Source organism: Shewanella sp. CG12_big_fil_rev_8_21_14_0_65_47_15 (assembly GCF_002783505.1).
In the GTDB taxonomy this organism is placed as follows: Bacteria; Pseudomonadota; Gammaproteobacteria; order Enterobacterales; family Shewanellaceae; genus Shewanella.
Genome location: NZ_PFGL01000056.1, coordinates 1 through 15,479 on the forward strand (window position 1 = coordinate 1; position 15,479 = coordinate 15,479).

Consider the following 15,479-nt stretch of genomic DNA (forward strand, 5'->3'; position numbering starts at 1 on the left):
ATTGCAACAAACGGGTTCAGCTATGTTGGCTCAAGCTAACCAATTGCCTCAAGTTGCCTTATCACTGTTGTAATAAAGCGCTTATAGCTGGAAGTGATAAGGGAGATTCGGAGACGGGTCTCCCTTTGCTACAATAATAGTTGGTTGAATATTTAAAGTGCTAATTTTTGTTGATTAAAAGTAAGTGCTTAACTTGGTGAGGTATGGCTATGGACATCAATATAGCAAGTTCATCTATGATGGTTCACAATAAGGTGGATGTTTTGCAAGGTTCAACAAAGGCTTCAGAGAATGATGTTGAGCTAAATAGCAAAAATACAGTGGCTGTTATTGATCAAGTTGTTAAACAAAAACAATTGGATAATGAACAGGACTCCAGTAAATTAGCGCAAGTGGCTACAGAATTATCAGATATGATGTCTATGATGCGCAAAGGACTTTCATTTAAAGTTGATGAAAACTCCGGTCAGGCTGTGGTAACTGTTTTAGATAAAGACACTGGAGATGTTATTAGACAAATGCCAAGTGAAGAAGCATTGGCGTTAGCTGAAAAATTATCTGAAGTCACCGGTTTATTGATGAAAACTGAAGCTTGATCTTGAGTTTTCAAGTAAATATTAAGTTGAGGAAATAGCTATGGCATTAACAGCGACAGGCATGGGGTCAGGCCTAGATATCAGTAATATCGTAACGGTATTAGTTAATGCCGAAAAGACACCTAAAGAGGCGATCTTTAATAAAACAGAAGATACGATAAAGGCGAAAGTTTCAGCAATTGGAACTCTTAAAAGTGAGTTATCTAAGTTTCAGGATGCCCTTAAAAAACTTCAATCTGGCGATGTGCTGAATCAGCGTAAAGTCACAACTGGTGATAGTAAATATATTAATGTCATAGCGGACAAAACTGCTAAGGCAGGCTCATACGGGATTAAAGTCGAGCAACTGGCAGTAAGTCATAAAGTTGCAGGAACGAATGTTGCCGATCGAACTTTAGGTGTGAGTGAAGGTTCATTAGATTTCGGTGTTAATGGGAATTCTTTTTCGGTATCTATTTCAGCAACGGATTCGCTTGATGAAATTGCCAAGAAGGTCAATGAAGCTTCAGGTAATGAATCTGTTACTGCGACAGTCATCACAAGTGATGCTGGTAGTCGTCTTGTATTTAGTTCGGACAAATCAGGTGAAGATAATCAGATTAACATTACTGCAAATGATACTTCAGGTACTGGATTAAACGATATGTTTGGAACAGGGAACTTGTCGACACTGCAAGTAGCAAAGAATGCCATTATTTACATTGATGATCAGAAAGTTACTTCACAGAGCAATGAAATAAAGGGTGCAATTACTGGTGTGACTTTGAACTTGACGGATGCGGATGTATCAAAAACTACTACACTAAAAATTGAGCAAGATAATGATGCTGTTAAGGAGAATGTAAAAGCTTTTGTTGATGCATTCAATAGTTTAAATGCAGCAATTGATAAAATGTCATCCTATGACAAAGATAAAAAGACTGCATCAGCATTACAAGGCGATTCGATGATCCGTTCAATTGAGTCGCAATTGCGTAATATGATTAGTGAGCGAGTAAGCACTGATACTGGCGATATTGCTTTATATGACATTGGTATCAAAACAGATAAGTACGGAAAATTATCTATTGACGATACTAAACTCGATAAAATGATCGCGGAAGATATGTCCAGCATTGAGGCATTGTTTGCAACTAAGGATACTGGTCTAGCGAATAGGCTCGATAATTTGGCTAATAATTATGTGAAAAGTGATGGTTTAATTGCCAGTCGTCAGAATGCATATACTAGCCAACAGACGCGTTTGAATGAACAAAGAGAAGCTTTTTCCCTTAAGATGGGACAGCTAACTGCAAGATTAACTAAACAGTTCAATGCGATGGATCTTGTTGTAGGAAGTTTAAATCAACAAAGTTCAGGTTTAGCAGACCGATTAAATTCACTTCCAGGTGTTATCGCTAAGTAATAATGTGTTGAGACGCGGGAGGAGTTTACGTGAAACAACTAGAAGCACTTAATGAGCAGTTATTAGAAACTCTACATCAATTAGAAAAAATGTCTGCTGAAGATGAATCTGCTGATAAGTTGGTATCAAAATTGCTTGAGAAAGTAAGGCAGCGTCAAGTTTTGTTGAATGCATTAGTTGTCGAACCGACGGAAGATTGTAGGGCGTATCTAGAAAAACAGTTTGATTTAACAAAAGTTTTTGTAGAAAAATCCAATATCATTCAGTCAGAAATACAAGCACTATTACACGCTGCAAACAAAAATAAGCGTCAAATAAATGTGTACAAAGCAATTGATTTAGACAGGTAGGTGTTTATGAGAGGTTCACTGCAATCATATCGTAAGGTTTCATTAGACAGTGAGATTGGCGTCGCATCACCACATCGAATTATTCAACTCATGTTTGCTGGTGCGCTTCAACGTTTGGCACAGAGTCGCTATGCTATTGAGCAAAATGATCTAGCCAATAAAGGGATATATATCAGTAAAGCTATCGGTATTATTACTGGATTAAGTAATAGTTTGAATATGGATGCTGGTGGGCAGATTGCGAGAAACTTAAGCGATCTTTATGACTTTATGTTACGTAAAATCTCCGAAGCCAATCTCAATAATGATGTGAAAGCCATTGATGATGTATGCGATATTTTACGCACGATCAAAGAAGGTTGGGATGCTATCCCGGCGGATAAACATAATGTGTCTTCCCATACTGAGGCGAGTTAATTGGGTTATAGATCAAAAGGAAGAAGGCGCACTGGGTGCGTCTTTTTTTTGGCTGATGTCAATTTATTGACTGTTTTGACTAGAATCATGGCATAAATGAACTAAAATCAATTCAGTTTGGCATAATCCGCATCCGAAGCTTGCTTCTCGACTGCTGATAATACAATATTCATCACAGTAGTGATGGTGGCACAGATTGTTACATTGAATTTGTTAAGCTTTTACAGCAACTAATCATAAATAATTAATGCGAATTAATACCTATTAGCGCTTTACGGCCTACTGAATGATGCAAACAGATCAACGAATTTTACTTATCGGAACCCCATCAGAGCGCTTAAGTCGCCTGTGTTGCATTTTTGAATTTTTGGGTGAGCAAATTGAAACAATTGCCCTCGAAAAGTTAAGCATTTGTCTCCAAGACACCCGTTATCGTGCTTTGGTTATTTGTACCGAAAACACGCCCATTGATGTGATAAAACCTCTCGCAGGTCAGTATCCATGGCAGCCTATATTGTCACTCGGTGATACTGGTGATCTTCAAGTCTCGAACGTGCTTGGGCAAATTGAAGAACCGCTAAGCTACCCTCAGTTGACCGAATTGTTACATTTTTGCCAAGTTTTCGGCCAAGTAAAGCGTCCTCAAGTACCAACAAGTGCGAATCAGACTAAGCTATTCAGGAGCTTAGTCGGCCGCAGTGAAGGTATTGCTAATGTTAGACATTTGATTAATCAGGTGGCGACCTCAGATGCTACTGTCTTAGTCCTAGGACAGTCGGGCACTGGTAAAGAGGTTGTGGCCCGTAATATCCATTATCTTTCTGAGCGCCGTGAAGGTCCTTTTATTCCCGTAAACTGTGGCGCTATTCCACCCGAATTGCTCGAGAGTGAACTGTTTGGCCATGAAAAGGGATCCTTTACCGGGGCAATTAGCTCCCGCAAGGGGCGCTTTGAATTAGCCGAAGGCGGCACCTTATTCCTCGATGAAATCGGTGATATGCCGTTGCAGATGCAAGTGAAATTACTTCGCGTATTACAGGAGCGGGTTTTCGAGCGAGTGGGTGGCACTAAAACGATTAATGCCGATGTTCGAGTGGTGGCAGCAACCCATAGGGATTTGGAAAGCATGATCTCGGGCAATGAGTTCCGGGAGGATCTTTACTATCGGCTCAACGTTTTCCCCATTGAAATGCCGGCGCTGAGCGAGCGTAAGGACGATGTACCTCTATTACTGCAGGAGTTGGTTAGCCGAGTCTACAACGAAGGCCGTGGTAAAGTGCGCTTTACCCAGCGGGCCATCGAGTCCTTAAAAGAGCATACTTGGTCGGGGAACGTCAGAGAGTTGTCAAACTTGGTCGAACGCCTAACGATTTTATATCCTGGCGGTTTAGTCGACGTGAATGATCTGCCTATTAAATATCGCCATATAGATGTTCCGGAATATTGTGTTGAAATGAGTGAGGAGCAACAGGAGCGTGACGCCTTAGCGTCTATCTTCACCAGTGAAGAGCCCGTTGAAATTCCTGAAACCCGTTTTCCGAGTGAACTGCCCCCAGAGGGCGTAAACTTGAAGGACTTATTGGCTGAACTGGAAATTGATATGATCCGTCAAGCATTAGAGCAGCAGGATAATATTGTTGCCCGTGCGGCGGAAATGCTTGGTATACGTCGAACCACGCTAGTGGAAAAAATGCGTAAGTACGGGATGACAAAAGAATAGTCATACAGCCTTGGTCTATCTATTTAATTTTACTTAATAAATCTATCTTTTAATTTGGCATAGAACCTGCAAACACTCCGCCATAAGCAATTTTTTGACGGAGTGAGACTATGTCAGCCCACCCACTAGCGCAACTTGAGACATTCAAGCACACTAGCAAGCAATGGAACCAACTGCGTGAGGCCGCAAATATGTCCAATCGAATGGAACATATTTTACAGGCTATGCCTTCTGGCGTGGTGATTTTAAATGGCGATGGTATTGTCATCGACGCTAATCCTGTCGCGGTAGAATTGCTTGAACATTCGCTACGTGGTGCCCGCTGGATCGATGTTATCCACTCGGCATTTGCCCCCCAGGATGATGATGGGCATGAAGTATCCCTGCGTAATGGTCGCCGGGTTAAGTTGGCTATTACGCCACTCACTCCTGAGCCAGGGCAATTAATTGTCTTGACCGATCTCACTGAGACGCGCCTGTTACAAAAAAACCTTTCACACCTCCAGCGATTATCTGCGCTGGGGAAAATGGTGGCAACTTTGGCACATCAGGTACGTACTCCGCTATCTGCCGCCTTGCTGTACGCCTCTAATCTCGCCAGCCCTAAGTTATCCGAAGCGGCGAAAATCAAATTTCAACAGAAGTTGGTCGATAGGCTTAATGAGCTTGAACGACAAGTCAATGATATGTTGTTAATGGCAAAAGGGCGCCAAGATGAATTAGGTGAATTGATTGCCCTTGAGGATGTGATTGCCAATGTGATGGCCAATTGTGAGCCCATAGTGGCTAAGCAGAATTGTGTGCTGTCCTTCACCAATACCTCGAGTGGTTTAATGCTGGCGAATGCAAATGCACTTAGCTCTGCGATTAATAATCTCGTGATGAATAGCCTAGAGGCGGGTGCAAGCGAAATTCGTATTGTCGCCGCCGAGTCAGCCGAACAGTTACTACTTGATGTGGTTGATAATGGCAAAGGCTTAGATACGAATATGCAGCAAAAAGTCTTGGAGCCATTTTTCACGACTAAAGCGCAGGGAACGGGTCTGGGTTTAGCCGTGGTGCAATCGGTTGTGCGTAATCACGGTGGTCAAATACACTTAAGTTGTTTGCCTAAGCGAGGTTGCACTGTTTCGTTAGCTTTTCCTAGGGCTAAATCTGCGACCGTATTGCCTTTGGAGAAGCCCCATGTCTGAAGCAAAATTGCTGTTAGTGGAAGATGATGCCTCACTGCGCGAGGCACTACTCGATACCTTAATGCTAGCGCAGTACGATTGTGTTGATGTCGCCTCGGGTGAGGAGGCCATTCTCGCTTTAAAGCAACATCAATTCGACTTAGTCATAAGCGATGTACAGATGCAAGGTATTGGCGGATTAGGTTTACTTCATTATCTCCAGCAACATCACCCTAAGCTGCCGGTATTATTAATGACGGCCTATGCCACCATTGGCAGTGCGGTTAGCGCGATCAAATTGGGCGCCGTTGATTATTTGGCAAAACCTTTTGCGCCTGAAGTACTGTTAAATCAAGTGTCCCGTTATTTACCCTTAAAGCAAAACAACGATCAACCCGTCGTTGCCGATGATAAGAGTCTGGCGTTACTTGCACTCGCGCAGCGCGTTGCCGCATCCGATGCATCCGTGATGATCATGGGGCCAAGTGGTTCGGGTAAAGAAGTGTTAGCACGCTATATACATCAACACAGTAGCCGTGCGGAGCAAGCTTTCGTTGCCATCAACTGCGCCGCCATTCCTGAAAATATGCTCGAAGCCACGCTCTTTGGTTATGAAAAGGGCGCCTTTACCGGTGCTTATCAGGCATGCCCAGGGAAGTTTGAGCAGGCCCAGGGCGGTACTTTATTGCTAGACGAAATATCCGAAATGGACTTAGGTTTGCAGGCGAAATTGTTAAGGGTACTGCAGGAGCGCGAAGTTGAGCGTTTAGGCGGTCGTAAAACGATCAAGCTTGATGTGCGGGTATTAGCGACGTCTAACCGCGACTTAAAAGCGGTCGTTGCAGCTGGGGGATTTAGGGAAGATCTTTACTATCGTATTAACGTCTTTCCGCTAACATGGCCTGCACTGAATCAAAGACCCGCGGATATTCTCCCGCTTGCTTGTCATTTACTTGGCAAGCATGCCAAAGCGCTCAATGTTGCTGAGGTGCCAGAATTTGATGAGCATGCCCGTCGTCGTCTGTTAAGCCACCGCTGGCCAGGCAATGTGCGCGAGTTAGACAATGTGATCCAAAGGGCTCTTATCCTCAGAGCTGGAGCCGTAATTACGGCCAATGACATTATTATCGATGCTCAGGATGTAGTGTTAAGTGCGGATGATATGGAGTTTGCCGCTGAGCCGGATGGGCTGGGTGAAGAGCTAAAGGCGCAGGAACATGTGATCATTTTAGAAACCTTAGCCCAATGCCAAGGCAGTCGTAAGTTGGTTGCTGAAAAGCTGGGGATCAGTGCGAGAACCCTAAGGTATAAAATGGCTCGAATGCGCGATATGGGTATTCAATTACCCAGTTAGCAATTGCCCTGTTAACAATTGCCAAAATAAGTTTTGATTAACAGCACTTCGGTGCGCAATTTCCGCTATATAGGGGCCTTAGCCGCAGCTAAGGCCAAATTTATGCGTCATTTTTTGGCCAGATAGTCATTCCTTTCAATGGATTTATCCTCATCAGCGGACCTCATTTAAACTTGGCCGCCATTTTGCATTATCCCTGTTATAGATATTGTGATCGTCAAGAACTCGACGACTGGGAGCTCAGCATGCAAATAGGCGCCAATTCATTACTGCAGGAAATGCAGTCACTTAAAGGTGAAATTACCCCTTCTTTTGGTATTTCTCCTAATATCATGCAGCAGGTGAATAATACCAGCGGTGCCGATTTTGGACAGTTGCTCTCCCAAGCGGTTGGTAATGTTAGCGGTCTGCAATCGACATCGTCCAACTTAGCTACACGCCTAGAGATGGGGGACACAACGGTTAGCCTGTCCGATACAGTTATTGCCCGTGAAAAAGCCAGTGTCGCCTTTGAAGCGACGGTGCAAGTGCGTAATAAACTTGTTGAAGCTTATAAAGAAATAATGAGTATGCCTGTTTAGGCCAGTGAATAACCCAATCAGCAGGTACGAATCGTGAGCACAGAAATGATTGTCGGGTCGAATTCCGGCTTAGCGGACCAAGGTGTCCAGCAAGAACATAAATCAGGCGTTATGGGGAGCCTTGGCGGTGTCGATATGATGCGCCAGATCACTATGATTTTAGCCTTGGCCATTTGTTTAGCCTTAGCCGTGTTTGTCATGATATGGGCCCAGGAACCTGAGTATCGTCCATTGGGTAAAATGGAAACCCAGGAAATGGTGCAAGTACTCGATGTGCTTGATAAAAATAAGATCAAGTATCAGATCGAAGTCGATGTGATCAAGGTGCCCGAAGACAAGTATCAAGAAGTCAAAATGATGCTAAGTCGCGCGGGTATCGATGGCGCCGCCTCAAGTAAAGATTTCTTAACCCAAGACAGTGGTTTTGGTGTCAGCCAAAGAATGGAGCAGGCGCGCCTTAAGCACAGCCAAGAAGAAAATTTAGCTCGCGCAATTGAGCAGTTACAGAGTGTCAGCCGCGCTAAGGTTATCCTCGCCTTACCTAAGGAAAATGTCTTTGCCCGTAATACCTCTCAACCGAGCGCGACCGTTGTTATCAATACGCGCCGTGGTGGTTTAGGCCAAGGCGAGGTCGATGCGATTGTCGATATCGTTGCCTCTGCCGTGCAAGGTTTGGAACCCTCCCGCGTGACTGTGACCGATTCAAATGGCCGTTTACTCAATTCTGGCAGTCAAGATGGTGTCTCTGCTAGGGCTCGCCGTGAACTCGAGTTAGTTCAACAAAAAGAAGCCGAGTACCGTACTAAGATAGAATCGATTCTGGTGCCGATCCTAGGCCCTGAGAATTTTACTTCCCAGGTCGATGTCAGCATGGATTTTACTGCAGTAGAGCAAACGGCAAAACGCTTTAACCCAGACTTGCCCTCACTTCGCAGCGAAATGACGGTTGAAAATAATACCACTGGCGGTTCAAGTGGCGGCATTCCTGGCGCCCTATCGAATCAGCCACCTATGGAGTCAAATATTCCGCAGGATGCAACGGCAGAGGCGACAGAAAGCGTCACCGCGGGCAATTCCCACCGTGAAGCGACCCGAAATTTCGAACTCGATACCACTATCAGCCACACCCGTCAGCAAATTGGCGTCGTGCGCCGCATTAGTGTGTCGGTTGCGGTCGATTTTAAACCCGGCGCCGCGGGTGAGAATGGTCAAGTGGCACGGGTAGCCCGTACCGAACAAGAACTGACGAATATCCGCCGTTTATTAGAAGGTGCAGTCGGTTTCAGTACCCAGCGTGGTGATGTGTTAGAGGTTGTGACCGTGCCCTTTATGGACCAACTGGTAGAGGATGTACCCGCCCCAGAATTATGGGAGCAACCTTGGTTCTGGCGCGCGGTTAAATTGGGTGTGGGTGCTCTGGTTATCCTAGTGTTGATTTTGGCCGTGGTTCGTCCAATGTTAAAGCGCTTAATTTACCCCGATAGCGTGAACATGCCAGAGGACTCAAGATTAGGTAACGAACTGGCGGAGATTGAAGACCAATACGCCGCCGATACCTTAGGTATGCTCAATACTAAAGATGCTGAATACAGTTATGCCGATGATGGTTCAATTCTTATCCCTAACCTTCATAAAGATGATGATATGATTAAAGCTATCCGTGCGCTTGTGGCGAATGAGCCCGAGCTTTCTACTCAAGTCGTGAAAAACTGGTTACAAGACAATGGCTGAGAATAAAACAAAAGAAGCCGCCGAGGTTCCAAGCTTTAATGTGAAGGACATGAGCGGTATCGAAAAAACGGCAATTTTACTCTTAAGTTTGAGCGAAGCCGATGCCGCCTCTATCCTCAAGCACTTAGAGCCTAAGCAAGTGCAGAAAGTGGGTATGGCTATGGCGGCAATGGAAGACTTTGGGCAAGAAAAAGTCATCGGTGTGCATAAGCTGTTTCTCGATGATATTCAAAAGTATTCCTCTATTGGTTTTAATAGTGAAGAGTTCGTTCGTAAGGCATTGACCGCGGCGTTAGGTGAAGATAAAGCCGGTAATTTGATTGAACAGATTATTATGGGCAGCGGTGCTAAGGGCCTAGATTCACTCAAATGGATGGACGCACGCCAAGTCGCCACTATTATCCAAAATGAACATCCGCAGATCCAAACCATTGTTTTGTCTTATTTAGAGCCGGATCAGGCCGCAGAAATTTTTGGCCAATTCCCCGAAAATACCCGTTTAGACTTAATGATGCGGATTGCAAATCTTGAAGAAGTGCAACCCGCTGCATTGCAAGAATTGAACGATATCATGGAAAAACAGTTTGCCGGTCAAGGTGGTGCACAGGCGGCTAAGATGGGTGGTTTAAAAGCCGCTGCCAACATCATGAACTACTTAGATACGGGTATCGAAAGCCAATTGATGGAAACTATGCGCGAATCCGACGAGGAAATGGCGCAACAAATTCAAGATCTGATGTTCGTGTTCGAAAATCTTATCGATGTGGACGACCGTGGCATTCAGACCTTGCTGCGTGAAGTGCAGCAAGATGTGTTGATGAAGGCGCTTAAGGGCACCGACGATCAGTTGAAGGACAAAATCCTTGGCAATATGTCTAAACGTGCCGCCGAGCTACTGCGTGATGATCTCGAGGCGATGGGCCCCATCCGTATCAGCGAAGTGGAGATTGCCCAGAAAGAAATTCTGTCGATTGCCCGTCGTTTGAGTGATAGTGGTGAAATCATGTTAGGCGGTGGTGCTGGTGATGAGTTCCTCTAATCCGAGCGACAAAAAATTGTCGAATAAGGTGGTCAGTGACACTGAAATCGAGTTTAGTCACTGGAACTTACCCGATGTTACTGAAGTTGAAGATGCTAGCATCTCCAACTTATTTGGCTATACGGGTCATCAACATGTTAAGCCTGAGACGGTTGAAATGGTTGCGCCGCCGACCATGGCCGAAATAGAAGACATTCGGGCTCAGGCGGAAGAGGAAGGATTTAATGAGGGGAAAACCCAAGGTTTTGCCCAAGGGGTGGAGCAAGGCAGGCTTGAAGGATTAGAGCAGGGCCATAATGAAGGGTTCGCTCAGGGCCATGAACAGGGATTAGAAACCGGGCTTGCCGAAGCCAAACATTTAATCAGTCGATTCGAAGGCCTATTAAGCCAGTTTGAAAAACCGCTACAACTGCTTGATGGGGATATTGAATTGTCCCTAATGACACTGACCATGGCACTGGCTAAATCAGTGATAGGTCATGAATTGAAGACCCATCCAGAGCAAATTCTTTCGGCCCTGCGATTAGGTATCGAATCTTTGCCGATTAAAGAGCAGAGCGTGACCATTCGTCTGCATCCGGATGATATTACCTTAGTCGAGCAGTTGTACTCCAGTGCCCAACTGGCGCGCAATCAATGGCAACTTGAAGTCGATCCTGCGCTAAATGCGGGTGATTGCATTATCAGTAGTCAACGTTCGCTGGTGGATCTCAGTCTTTCATCACGAATTGACGCCGTGTTTGAATCCCTTCGCAATCAACAGGCCCATGTCACTCACCAGCAGCAACAGCGACAAGAAGCACTTGAGCTGGAAGATGCCGCTAAGATGCTCCATGGCAGTGAGTCCGAAGCCTCTGGCGAAGCATTAAGGGATCCTGAAACCGAGACGCTCCAAGCCTATGGAGAGCAAGATGCAAAATCGTCGTCACCAACTGCTGAATAAATTCCATCACTATATAGATAAAGTGCCGCCGTTTCGTGCTGTGGCAAGCGGCCAATTGGTTCGCGTGGTGGGCTTGACCCTAGAGGCGAGTGGTTGCCGTGCCCCTGTGGGCAGTCTGTGCTCTATCGAAACCATGGCTGGAGATCTGATTGCCGAAGTCGTTGGATTCGATGATGAATTACTTTATTTAATGCCTATCGAAGAGTTACGTGGGGTATTACCCGGCGCACGTGTTGTGCCGCTGGGTGAGCAGACAGGACTCAATGTCGGGCTATCGCTATTAGGTCGAGTGCTCGATGGAAATGGCGTTCCCCTCGACGGACTCGGGGCTCTGCAAACCGATCAGCAGGCATCGAGGCACAGTGTATCGATTAACCCCTTGTCGCGCCGCGCGATTACCGAGCCCCTCGACGTGGGGGTGCGAGCCATCAATGCCATGCTGACTGTTGGTAAAGGCCAACGTATGGGGCTGTTTGCGGGATCTGGTGTGGGTAAGAGCGTGCTCTTAGGCATGATGACCCGAGGCACAACCGCTGACATCATTGTGGTTGGATTGGTCGGTGAGCGGGGCCGTGAAGTCAAAGAATTTATCGAAGAAATCTTGGGTGAAAAGGGCCGAGCCCGCTCCGTTGTGGTGGCTGCACCCGCAGATACTTCGCCATTAATGCGGCTTCGAGCCTGTGAAACCTCGACGCGTATTGCCGAGTACTTCCGTGATCTTGGTTATAACGTATTGTTGTTAATGGATAGTCTGACTCGCTATGCACAGGCGCAACGGGAAATTGCCTTAGCGGTTGGTGAGCCTCCTGCCACTAAAGGTTATCCGCCATCTGTGTTTGCTAAATTGCCGCGCCTAGTCGAGCGGGCGGGAAATGGCGGTCCGGGGCAGGGCTCAATCACGGCATTTTATACCGTATTAACCGAAGGGGACGATCAACAGGATCCGATTGCCGATGCATCGCGGGCGATCCTCGATGGGCATATTGTATTGTCGAGGGCGCTTGCCGATTCGGGACATTATCCTGCGATTGATATTGAGGCCTCCATCAGCCGGGTTGCCCCTATGGTTATCTCTCATGAACATCTCGAGGCAATGCGGCGTGTCAAACAAACCTATTCGCTCTATCAGCAGAATCGGGATTTGATTTCTATTGGGGCCTATGCCCAGGGAAGCGATCCTCGGATCGATAATGCGATACGTCTGCAACCGGCGATGAATGCCTTCCTAAGGCAAACCATGCGTGATGCCTTTAGTTTTGCAGATAGCCAAGCCATGCTGGGGCAGCTTGCTGCCCAATGTAAATAATCGAGGCTAAAATGGCGAACGCTGATCCCTTACTACTCGTCTTAAAATTGGCCAAGGATGCCGAAGAGCAAGCCGCATTATTGCTAAAATCGGCACAATTGGAATGTCAAAAACGTCAGAATCAATTGGCGGCCCTAAACAACTATCGCTTAGATTATATGAAGCAGATGCAGTCCCAGCAGGGGCAAGCCATCAGTGCTAGTCACTATCACCAATTTCATCGTTTTATTCGCCAGATTGATGAGGCTATCGCGCAGCAGAATCGTGTTGTCGCCGATGGCGAAAAGCAAAAAAGCTTTCGTCAGCAGCATTGGTTAGAGAAGCAGCAGAAGCGTAAGGCGGTGGAGTTGCTGCTGGATAATAAAGAGAAGAAGCGCCAAGTACTTGAATTGAAAAAAGAACAAAAAATGACCGATGAATTTGCCTCCCAGCAGTTTTATCGCCGAAAACAGCAGCAATAGAAATGTTGAACCTCAAATAACGGAGCTTAATTATGCTACATCGCAGGATATCGCTCGCAGGCACGCCATGAACTCTTCCCTGAGGGCTCCACCGCGCCATCCATGGCGCAGAGGGCCTGCTTACCGATATCCTGCTCGCCCTATAATGTGATCTACAATTCGAATCGACTATTTAGTTCTGTTCCATTGCAGATATCACTGACACGCCAGCACGTTACAATTCGATATGGCCAGTAGTGAACTGGCATTCTGGGATTATACCCATCCGCTTTGTTTATAATTGCTTGATTGGCATCTTATTTGCTTGTTTGTAAATCATCTCACCGTAACAGCAGCTTAAATTGACGTATTACCCTGCCATTTTTTATTTTTCTAGGGGTGATATTGGAGAGCGCATATGCAACAAATGACGAATATTTTATTAGCAAAACCTGGGCTAAACGGTACGGGTTCGAGCAAGACATTAACTCAAGATGCTAATAGTGAAGACTTTTCTGCAGCATTAGCCTCCATGAATTCGACGCCTTCCAAAGCGCTCAAGTCTTCAACATCCGCGGAAATAGGGGAAGCCCCCACCAAAGTGGAGACTGCAAATGATGTGCAGCCTGATGATGAAAAGGATATCAATTTAATTTTTGCCCAGATTGGCATGGCAAGTGAAATGAAAAAAGCGGCAGCTCAGGGCGATAACTTGCCGCTCGAAGTGGCTGGCGAGCAAAATATTGACACTGAGCTTATCGAGACGGCTTGCGATGTGACTATGATGGGTTCCCTCGGGAATACCGCTACTCCGGCTGATACTGACTCAGATGCTAACTTAGATATTGACGCTGACATGAGTGCTGCGAGTGATGATGGTGCTGATAGCAACTCAGTAAAAGGCAACTCAGCAAAAGGCGACTTAGCAAAAGATGACTCAGTAAAAGGCGACTTTTCCGCAGAATTAATGAAGTTATCCAAGAACGCCTCTGCGGCTGCCACTGTCACTGTTTCAGATGTGAGTGATAAGCCCCAGATAAATACTGGCACTATCGTGGGGGACGCCTCCTCCACTTTGGCAATATCGACAGATGAAACCGATGGGGTAGAACAATCGGCTCCGCAAACTAAAGTGCCTGGGTTTGGAGCATCGGCGTCAAATTTAGCAGAACAAAATCGTACTGGGGCTGTTGAGTCCAAAGGCGCGGTTGATATGGCCGAAGAGGCTAGCGTGAGTCTGATTAGCCAAGGGAGTTCGCAAGCTCAGAAGCAGGAGGGGGTGAATGTTTTTCCGACTCAAAGTGAAAATCCCGCTGCCAATATAGAACGGGGGAATATAAGTCTAGATGCTAGCTTAGATAAAACAGACTTAAAAAACATAGGTTTATATAGCAAAGGTTTAGACGGCAACAAAGTTGGTATCTTACCCATAGAGGACGACAAATTTGATGTGATGTCCGTTGAAGCAAAACTGAATAGTTCGACTGGTAAACAAGCGGGTGGCGATTTTGTCTCATCTTCTCAGTTCGCTGTGAATGCGAGTGCTGTCGCTGATAGTCGTGTAAGCAATGTCAGCCAAGATATCGGCATAAAACCACTGACGACAGATGCATCAACTCAGCCACTCAACATTTTAGGAACAGAGCCTATTAATGGGGAGCAGGCTCAAGATGAGACTGCAAGTGCTGAAATTAAGGCTGGGCTGATACTCAAAGATGCTAAGTTGGCGGTGACACTTGAGACGCGTCAAGAGACAACATTATTAAATAGGGCTGAGGAGGATACGGCATCCACAACGGAGCTTAAGCCTACAGAGTTTAAACCTGTGTCGACGTTAGCTTCAACCACAGGTCAGCCACAGATTAACCGCCAAGATCTGCAACAAGTTCAACTTTCTTTGCGTCAGGGAGTTGAGACACAAAATCAGATGCAGGAGATGATCCAACGTTTCTCCCCCGTCATGAAGCAGCAATTAGTGACTATGGTGAGTCAAGGTATTCAACATGCCGAAATTCGCCTCGATCCACCCGAGTTAGGTCATATGCTAGTGAAAATTCAAGTGCATGGCGATCAGACTCAAGTTCAGTTCCATGTGACCCAGCCTCAAACCCGCGATGTGATTGAGCAGGCGATCCCACGTTTACGGGAATTACTACAGGAACAGGGAATGCAACTTGCCGATAGTCATGTTTCCCACGGGGATCAAGGCCAACGCCGCGAGGGTAGTTTTGGTGAAGGGGGCGGTTCCGGGGGCGCGAATGTGGATAATTTCTCGGCAGAAGAGCTAGATTTAGGGCTAAATCAAGCAACTAGTTTAAATTCTGGTATAGATTATTACGCTTAAGCAGGTAACCTATAGCGTTAGAGACGGTTGTGGCATTTTTGCCACCCAATCTTGACAATGCTTAAGCCTAACCTAAAGAGT

The 15,479-nt window shown here is 46.0% G+C and carries 15 protein-coding genes; all 15 read left to right on the top strand.

Translation table 11 applies throughout. The annotated features are described in order from the left end of the window. The first annotated feature begins 1 nt into the window (after window position 1). Window positions 2-73 carry a hypothetical protein gene (locus COW15_RS20775; RefSeq protein ID WP_363700481.1) on the top strand — a complete coding sequence of 24 codons (72 nt, stop codon included), beginning with the start codon at window positions 2-4 and terminating at the stop codon, window positions 71-73. A 136-nt stretch (window positions 74-209) separates the two neighbouring features. Next, entirely contained in the window at window positions 210-596 is a 387-nt protein-coding gene (locus COW15_RS15275; RefSeq protein WP_293633365.1) for a flagellar protein FlaG, read from the top strand. A gap of 40 nt (window positions 597-636) precedes the next feature. Next, window positions 637-2,001 (top strand): flagellar filament capping protein FliD, encoded by a 1,365-nt coding sequence (gene fliD, locus COW15_RS15280; protein ID WP_293633366.1) that lies wholly within the window; start codon window positions 637-639, stop codon window positions 1,999-2,001. A 29-nt stretch (window positions 2,002-2,030) separates the two neighbouring features. Further along, window positions 2,031-2,351, top strand: a complete 321-nt coding sequence (locus tag COW15_RS15285; RefSeq protein WP_293633367.1) for a flagella biosynthesis chaperone for FliD, FliT — start codon at window positions 2,031-2,033, stop codon at window positions 2,349-2,351. A 6-nt stretch (window positions 2,352-2,357) separates the two neighbouring features. Beyond that, entirely contained in the window at window positions 2,358-2,768 is a 411-nt protein-coding gene (gene fliS, locus COW15_RS15290; RefSeq protein WP_293633368.1) for a flagellar export chaperone FliS, read from the top strand. A gap of 286 nt (window positions 2,769-3,054) precedes the next feature. Then, window positions 3,055-4,488, top strand: a complete 1,434-nt coding sequence (locus tag COW15_RS15295) for a sigma-54-dependent Fis family transcriptional regulator (RefSeq protein WP_293633369.1) — start codon at window positions 3,055-3,057, stop codon at window positions 4,486-4,488. A 110-nt stretch (window positions 4,489-4,598) separates the two neighbouring features. Continuing rightward, a complete protein-coding gene (locus tag COW15_RS15300) occupies window positions 4,599-5,681 on the top strand; it encodes an ATP-binding protein (protein ID WP_293633370.1) in 1,083 nt (360 codons plus the stop codon). After that, window positions 5,674-7,014: a sigma-54 dependent transcriptional regulator gene (locus COW15_RS15305; protein WP_293633371.1), complete on the top strand. Its 1,341-nt coding sequence runs from the start codon at window positions 5,674-5,676 to the stop codon at window positions 7,012-7,014. Before COW15_RS15300 ends, COW15_RS15305 begins: the two co-directional genes overlap by 8 nt. Window positions 7,015-7,259: 245 nt before the next feature. Further along, window positions 7,260-7,595, top strand: a complete 336-nt coding sequence (fliE, locus tag COW15_RS15310) for a flagellar hook-basal body complex protein FliE (protein ID WP_007649711.1) — start codon at window positions 7,260-7,262, stop codon at window positions 7,593-7,595. 45 nt (window positions 7,596-7,640) lie between these two features. Next, window positions 7,641-9,326 (top strand): flagellar basal-body MS-ring/collar protein FliF, encoded by a 1,686-nt coding sequence (gene fliF / locus COW15_RS15315; RefSeq protein WP_293633499.1) that lies wholly within the window; start codon window positions 7,641-7,643, stop codon window positions 9,324-9,326. After that, window positions 9,319-10,365, top strand: coding sequence for a flagellar motor switch protein FliG (gene fliG / locus COW15_RS15320; RefSeq protein ID WP_293633372.1), 1,047 nt, complete (start codon window positions 9,319-9,321; stop codon window positions 10,363-10,365). The genes fliF and fliG overlap by 8 nt, the downstream gene beginning before the upstream one ends. Next, entirely contained in the window at window positions 10,352-11,308 is a 957-nt protein-coding gene (fliH, locus tag COW15_RS15325; RefSeq protein ID WP_293633373.1) for a flagellar assembly protein FliH, read from the top strand. Before fliG ends, fliH begins: the two co-directional genes overlap by 14 nt. Continuing rightward, a complete protein-coding gene (fliI, locus tag COW15_RS15330; RefSeq protein WP_293633374.1) occupies window positions 11,277-12,614 on the top strand; it encodes a flagellar protein export ATPase FliI in 1,338 nt (445 codons plus the stop codon). Before fliH ends, fliI begins: the two co-directional genes overlap by 32 nt. 11 nt (window positions 12,615-12,625) lie before the next feature. Further along, the gene (gene fliJ, locus COW15_RS15335) at window positions 12,626-13,075 is read left to right on the top strand and encodes a flagellar export protein FliJ (RefSeq protein WP_293633375.1); all 450 of its coding nucleotides are present in this window, start codon (window positions 12,626-12,628) and stop codon (window positions 13,073-13,075) included. Window positions 13,076-13,472: 397 nt separating this feature from the next. Then, window positions 13,473-15,398 (top strand): flagellar hook-length control protein FliK, encoded by a 1,926-nt coding sequence (locus tag COW15_RS15340; protein ID WP_293633376.1) that lies wholly within the window; start codon window positions 13,473-13,475, stop codon window positions 15,396-15,398. Window positions 15,399-15,479 lie beyond the last annotated feature (81 nt).

Excerpts from the sequence above, each read along its gene's own strand:
- fliI (WP_293633374.1), top strand. The coding sequence starts at position 11,277 with ATGCAAAATCGTCGTCACCAACTGCTGAATAAATTCCATCACTATATA.
- COW15_RS15300 (WP_293633370.1), top strand. The coding sequence starts at position 4,599 with ATGTCAGCCCACCCACTAGCGCAACTTGAGACATTCAAGCACACTAGC.
- fliE (WP_007649711.1), top strand. The coding sequence starts at position 7,260 with ATGCAAATAGGCGCCAATTCATTACTGCAGGAAATGCAGTCACTTAAA.
- COW15_RS15340 (WP_293633376.1), top strand. The coding sequence starts at position 13,473 with ATGCAACAAATGACGAATATTTTATTAGCAAAACCTGGGCTAAACGGT.
- fliG (WP_293633372.1), top strand. The coding sequence starts at position 9,319 with ATGGCTGAGAATAAAACAAAAGAAGCCGCCGAGGTTCCAAGCTTTAAT.
- COW15_RS15305 (WP_293633371.1), top strand. The coding sequence starts at position 5,674 with ATGTCTGAAGCAAAATTGCTGTTAGTGGAAGATGATGCCTCACTGCGC.
- fliJ (WP_293633375.1), top strand. The coding sequence starts at position 12,626 with ATGGCGAACGCTGATCCCTTACTACTCGTCTTAAAATTGGCCAAGGAT.
- COW15_RS15275 (WP_293633365.1), top strand. The coding sequence starts at position 210 with ATGGACATCAATATAGCAAGTTCATCTATGATGGTTCACAATAAGGTG.
- fliH (WP_293633373.1), top strand. The coding sequence starts at position 10,352 with ATGAGTTCCTCTAATCCGAGCGACAAAAAATTGTCGAATAAGGTGGTC.
- fliD (WP_293633366.1), top strand. The coding sequence starts at position 637 with ATGGCATTAACAGCGACAGGCATGGGGTCAGGCCTAGATATCAGTAAT.
- COW15_RS15295 (WP_293633369.1), top strand. The coding sequence starts at position 3,055 with ATGATGCAAACAGATCAACGAATTTTACTTATCGGAACCCCATCAGAG.
- fliF (WP_293633499.1), top strand. The coding sequence starts at position 7,641 with ATGATTGTCGGGTCGAATTCCGGCTTAGCGGACCAAGGTGTCCAGCAA.
- fliS (WP_293633368.1), top strand. The coding sequence starts at position 2,358 with ATGAGAGGTTCACTGCAATCATATCGTAAGGTTTCATTAGACAGTGAG.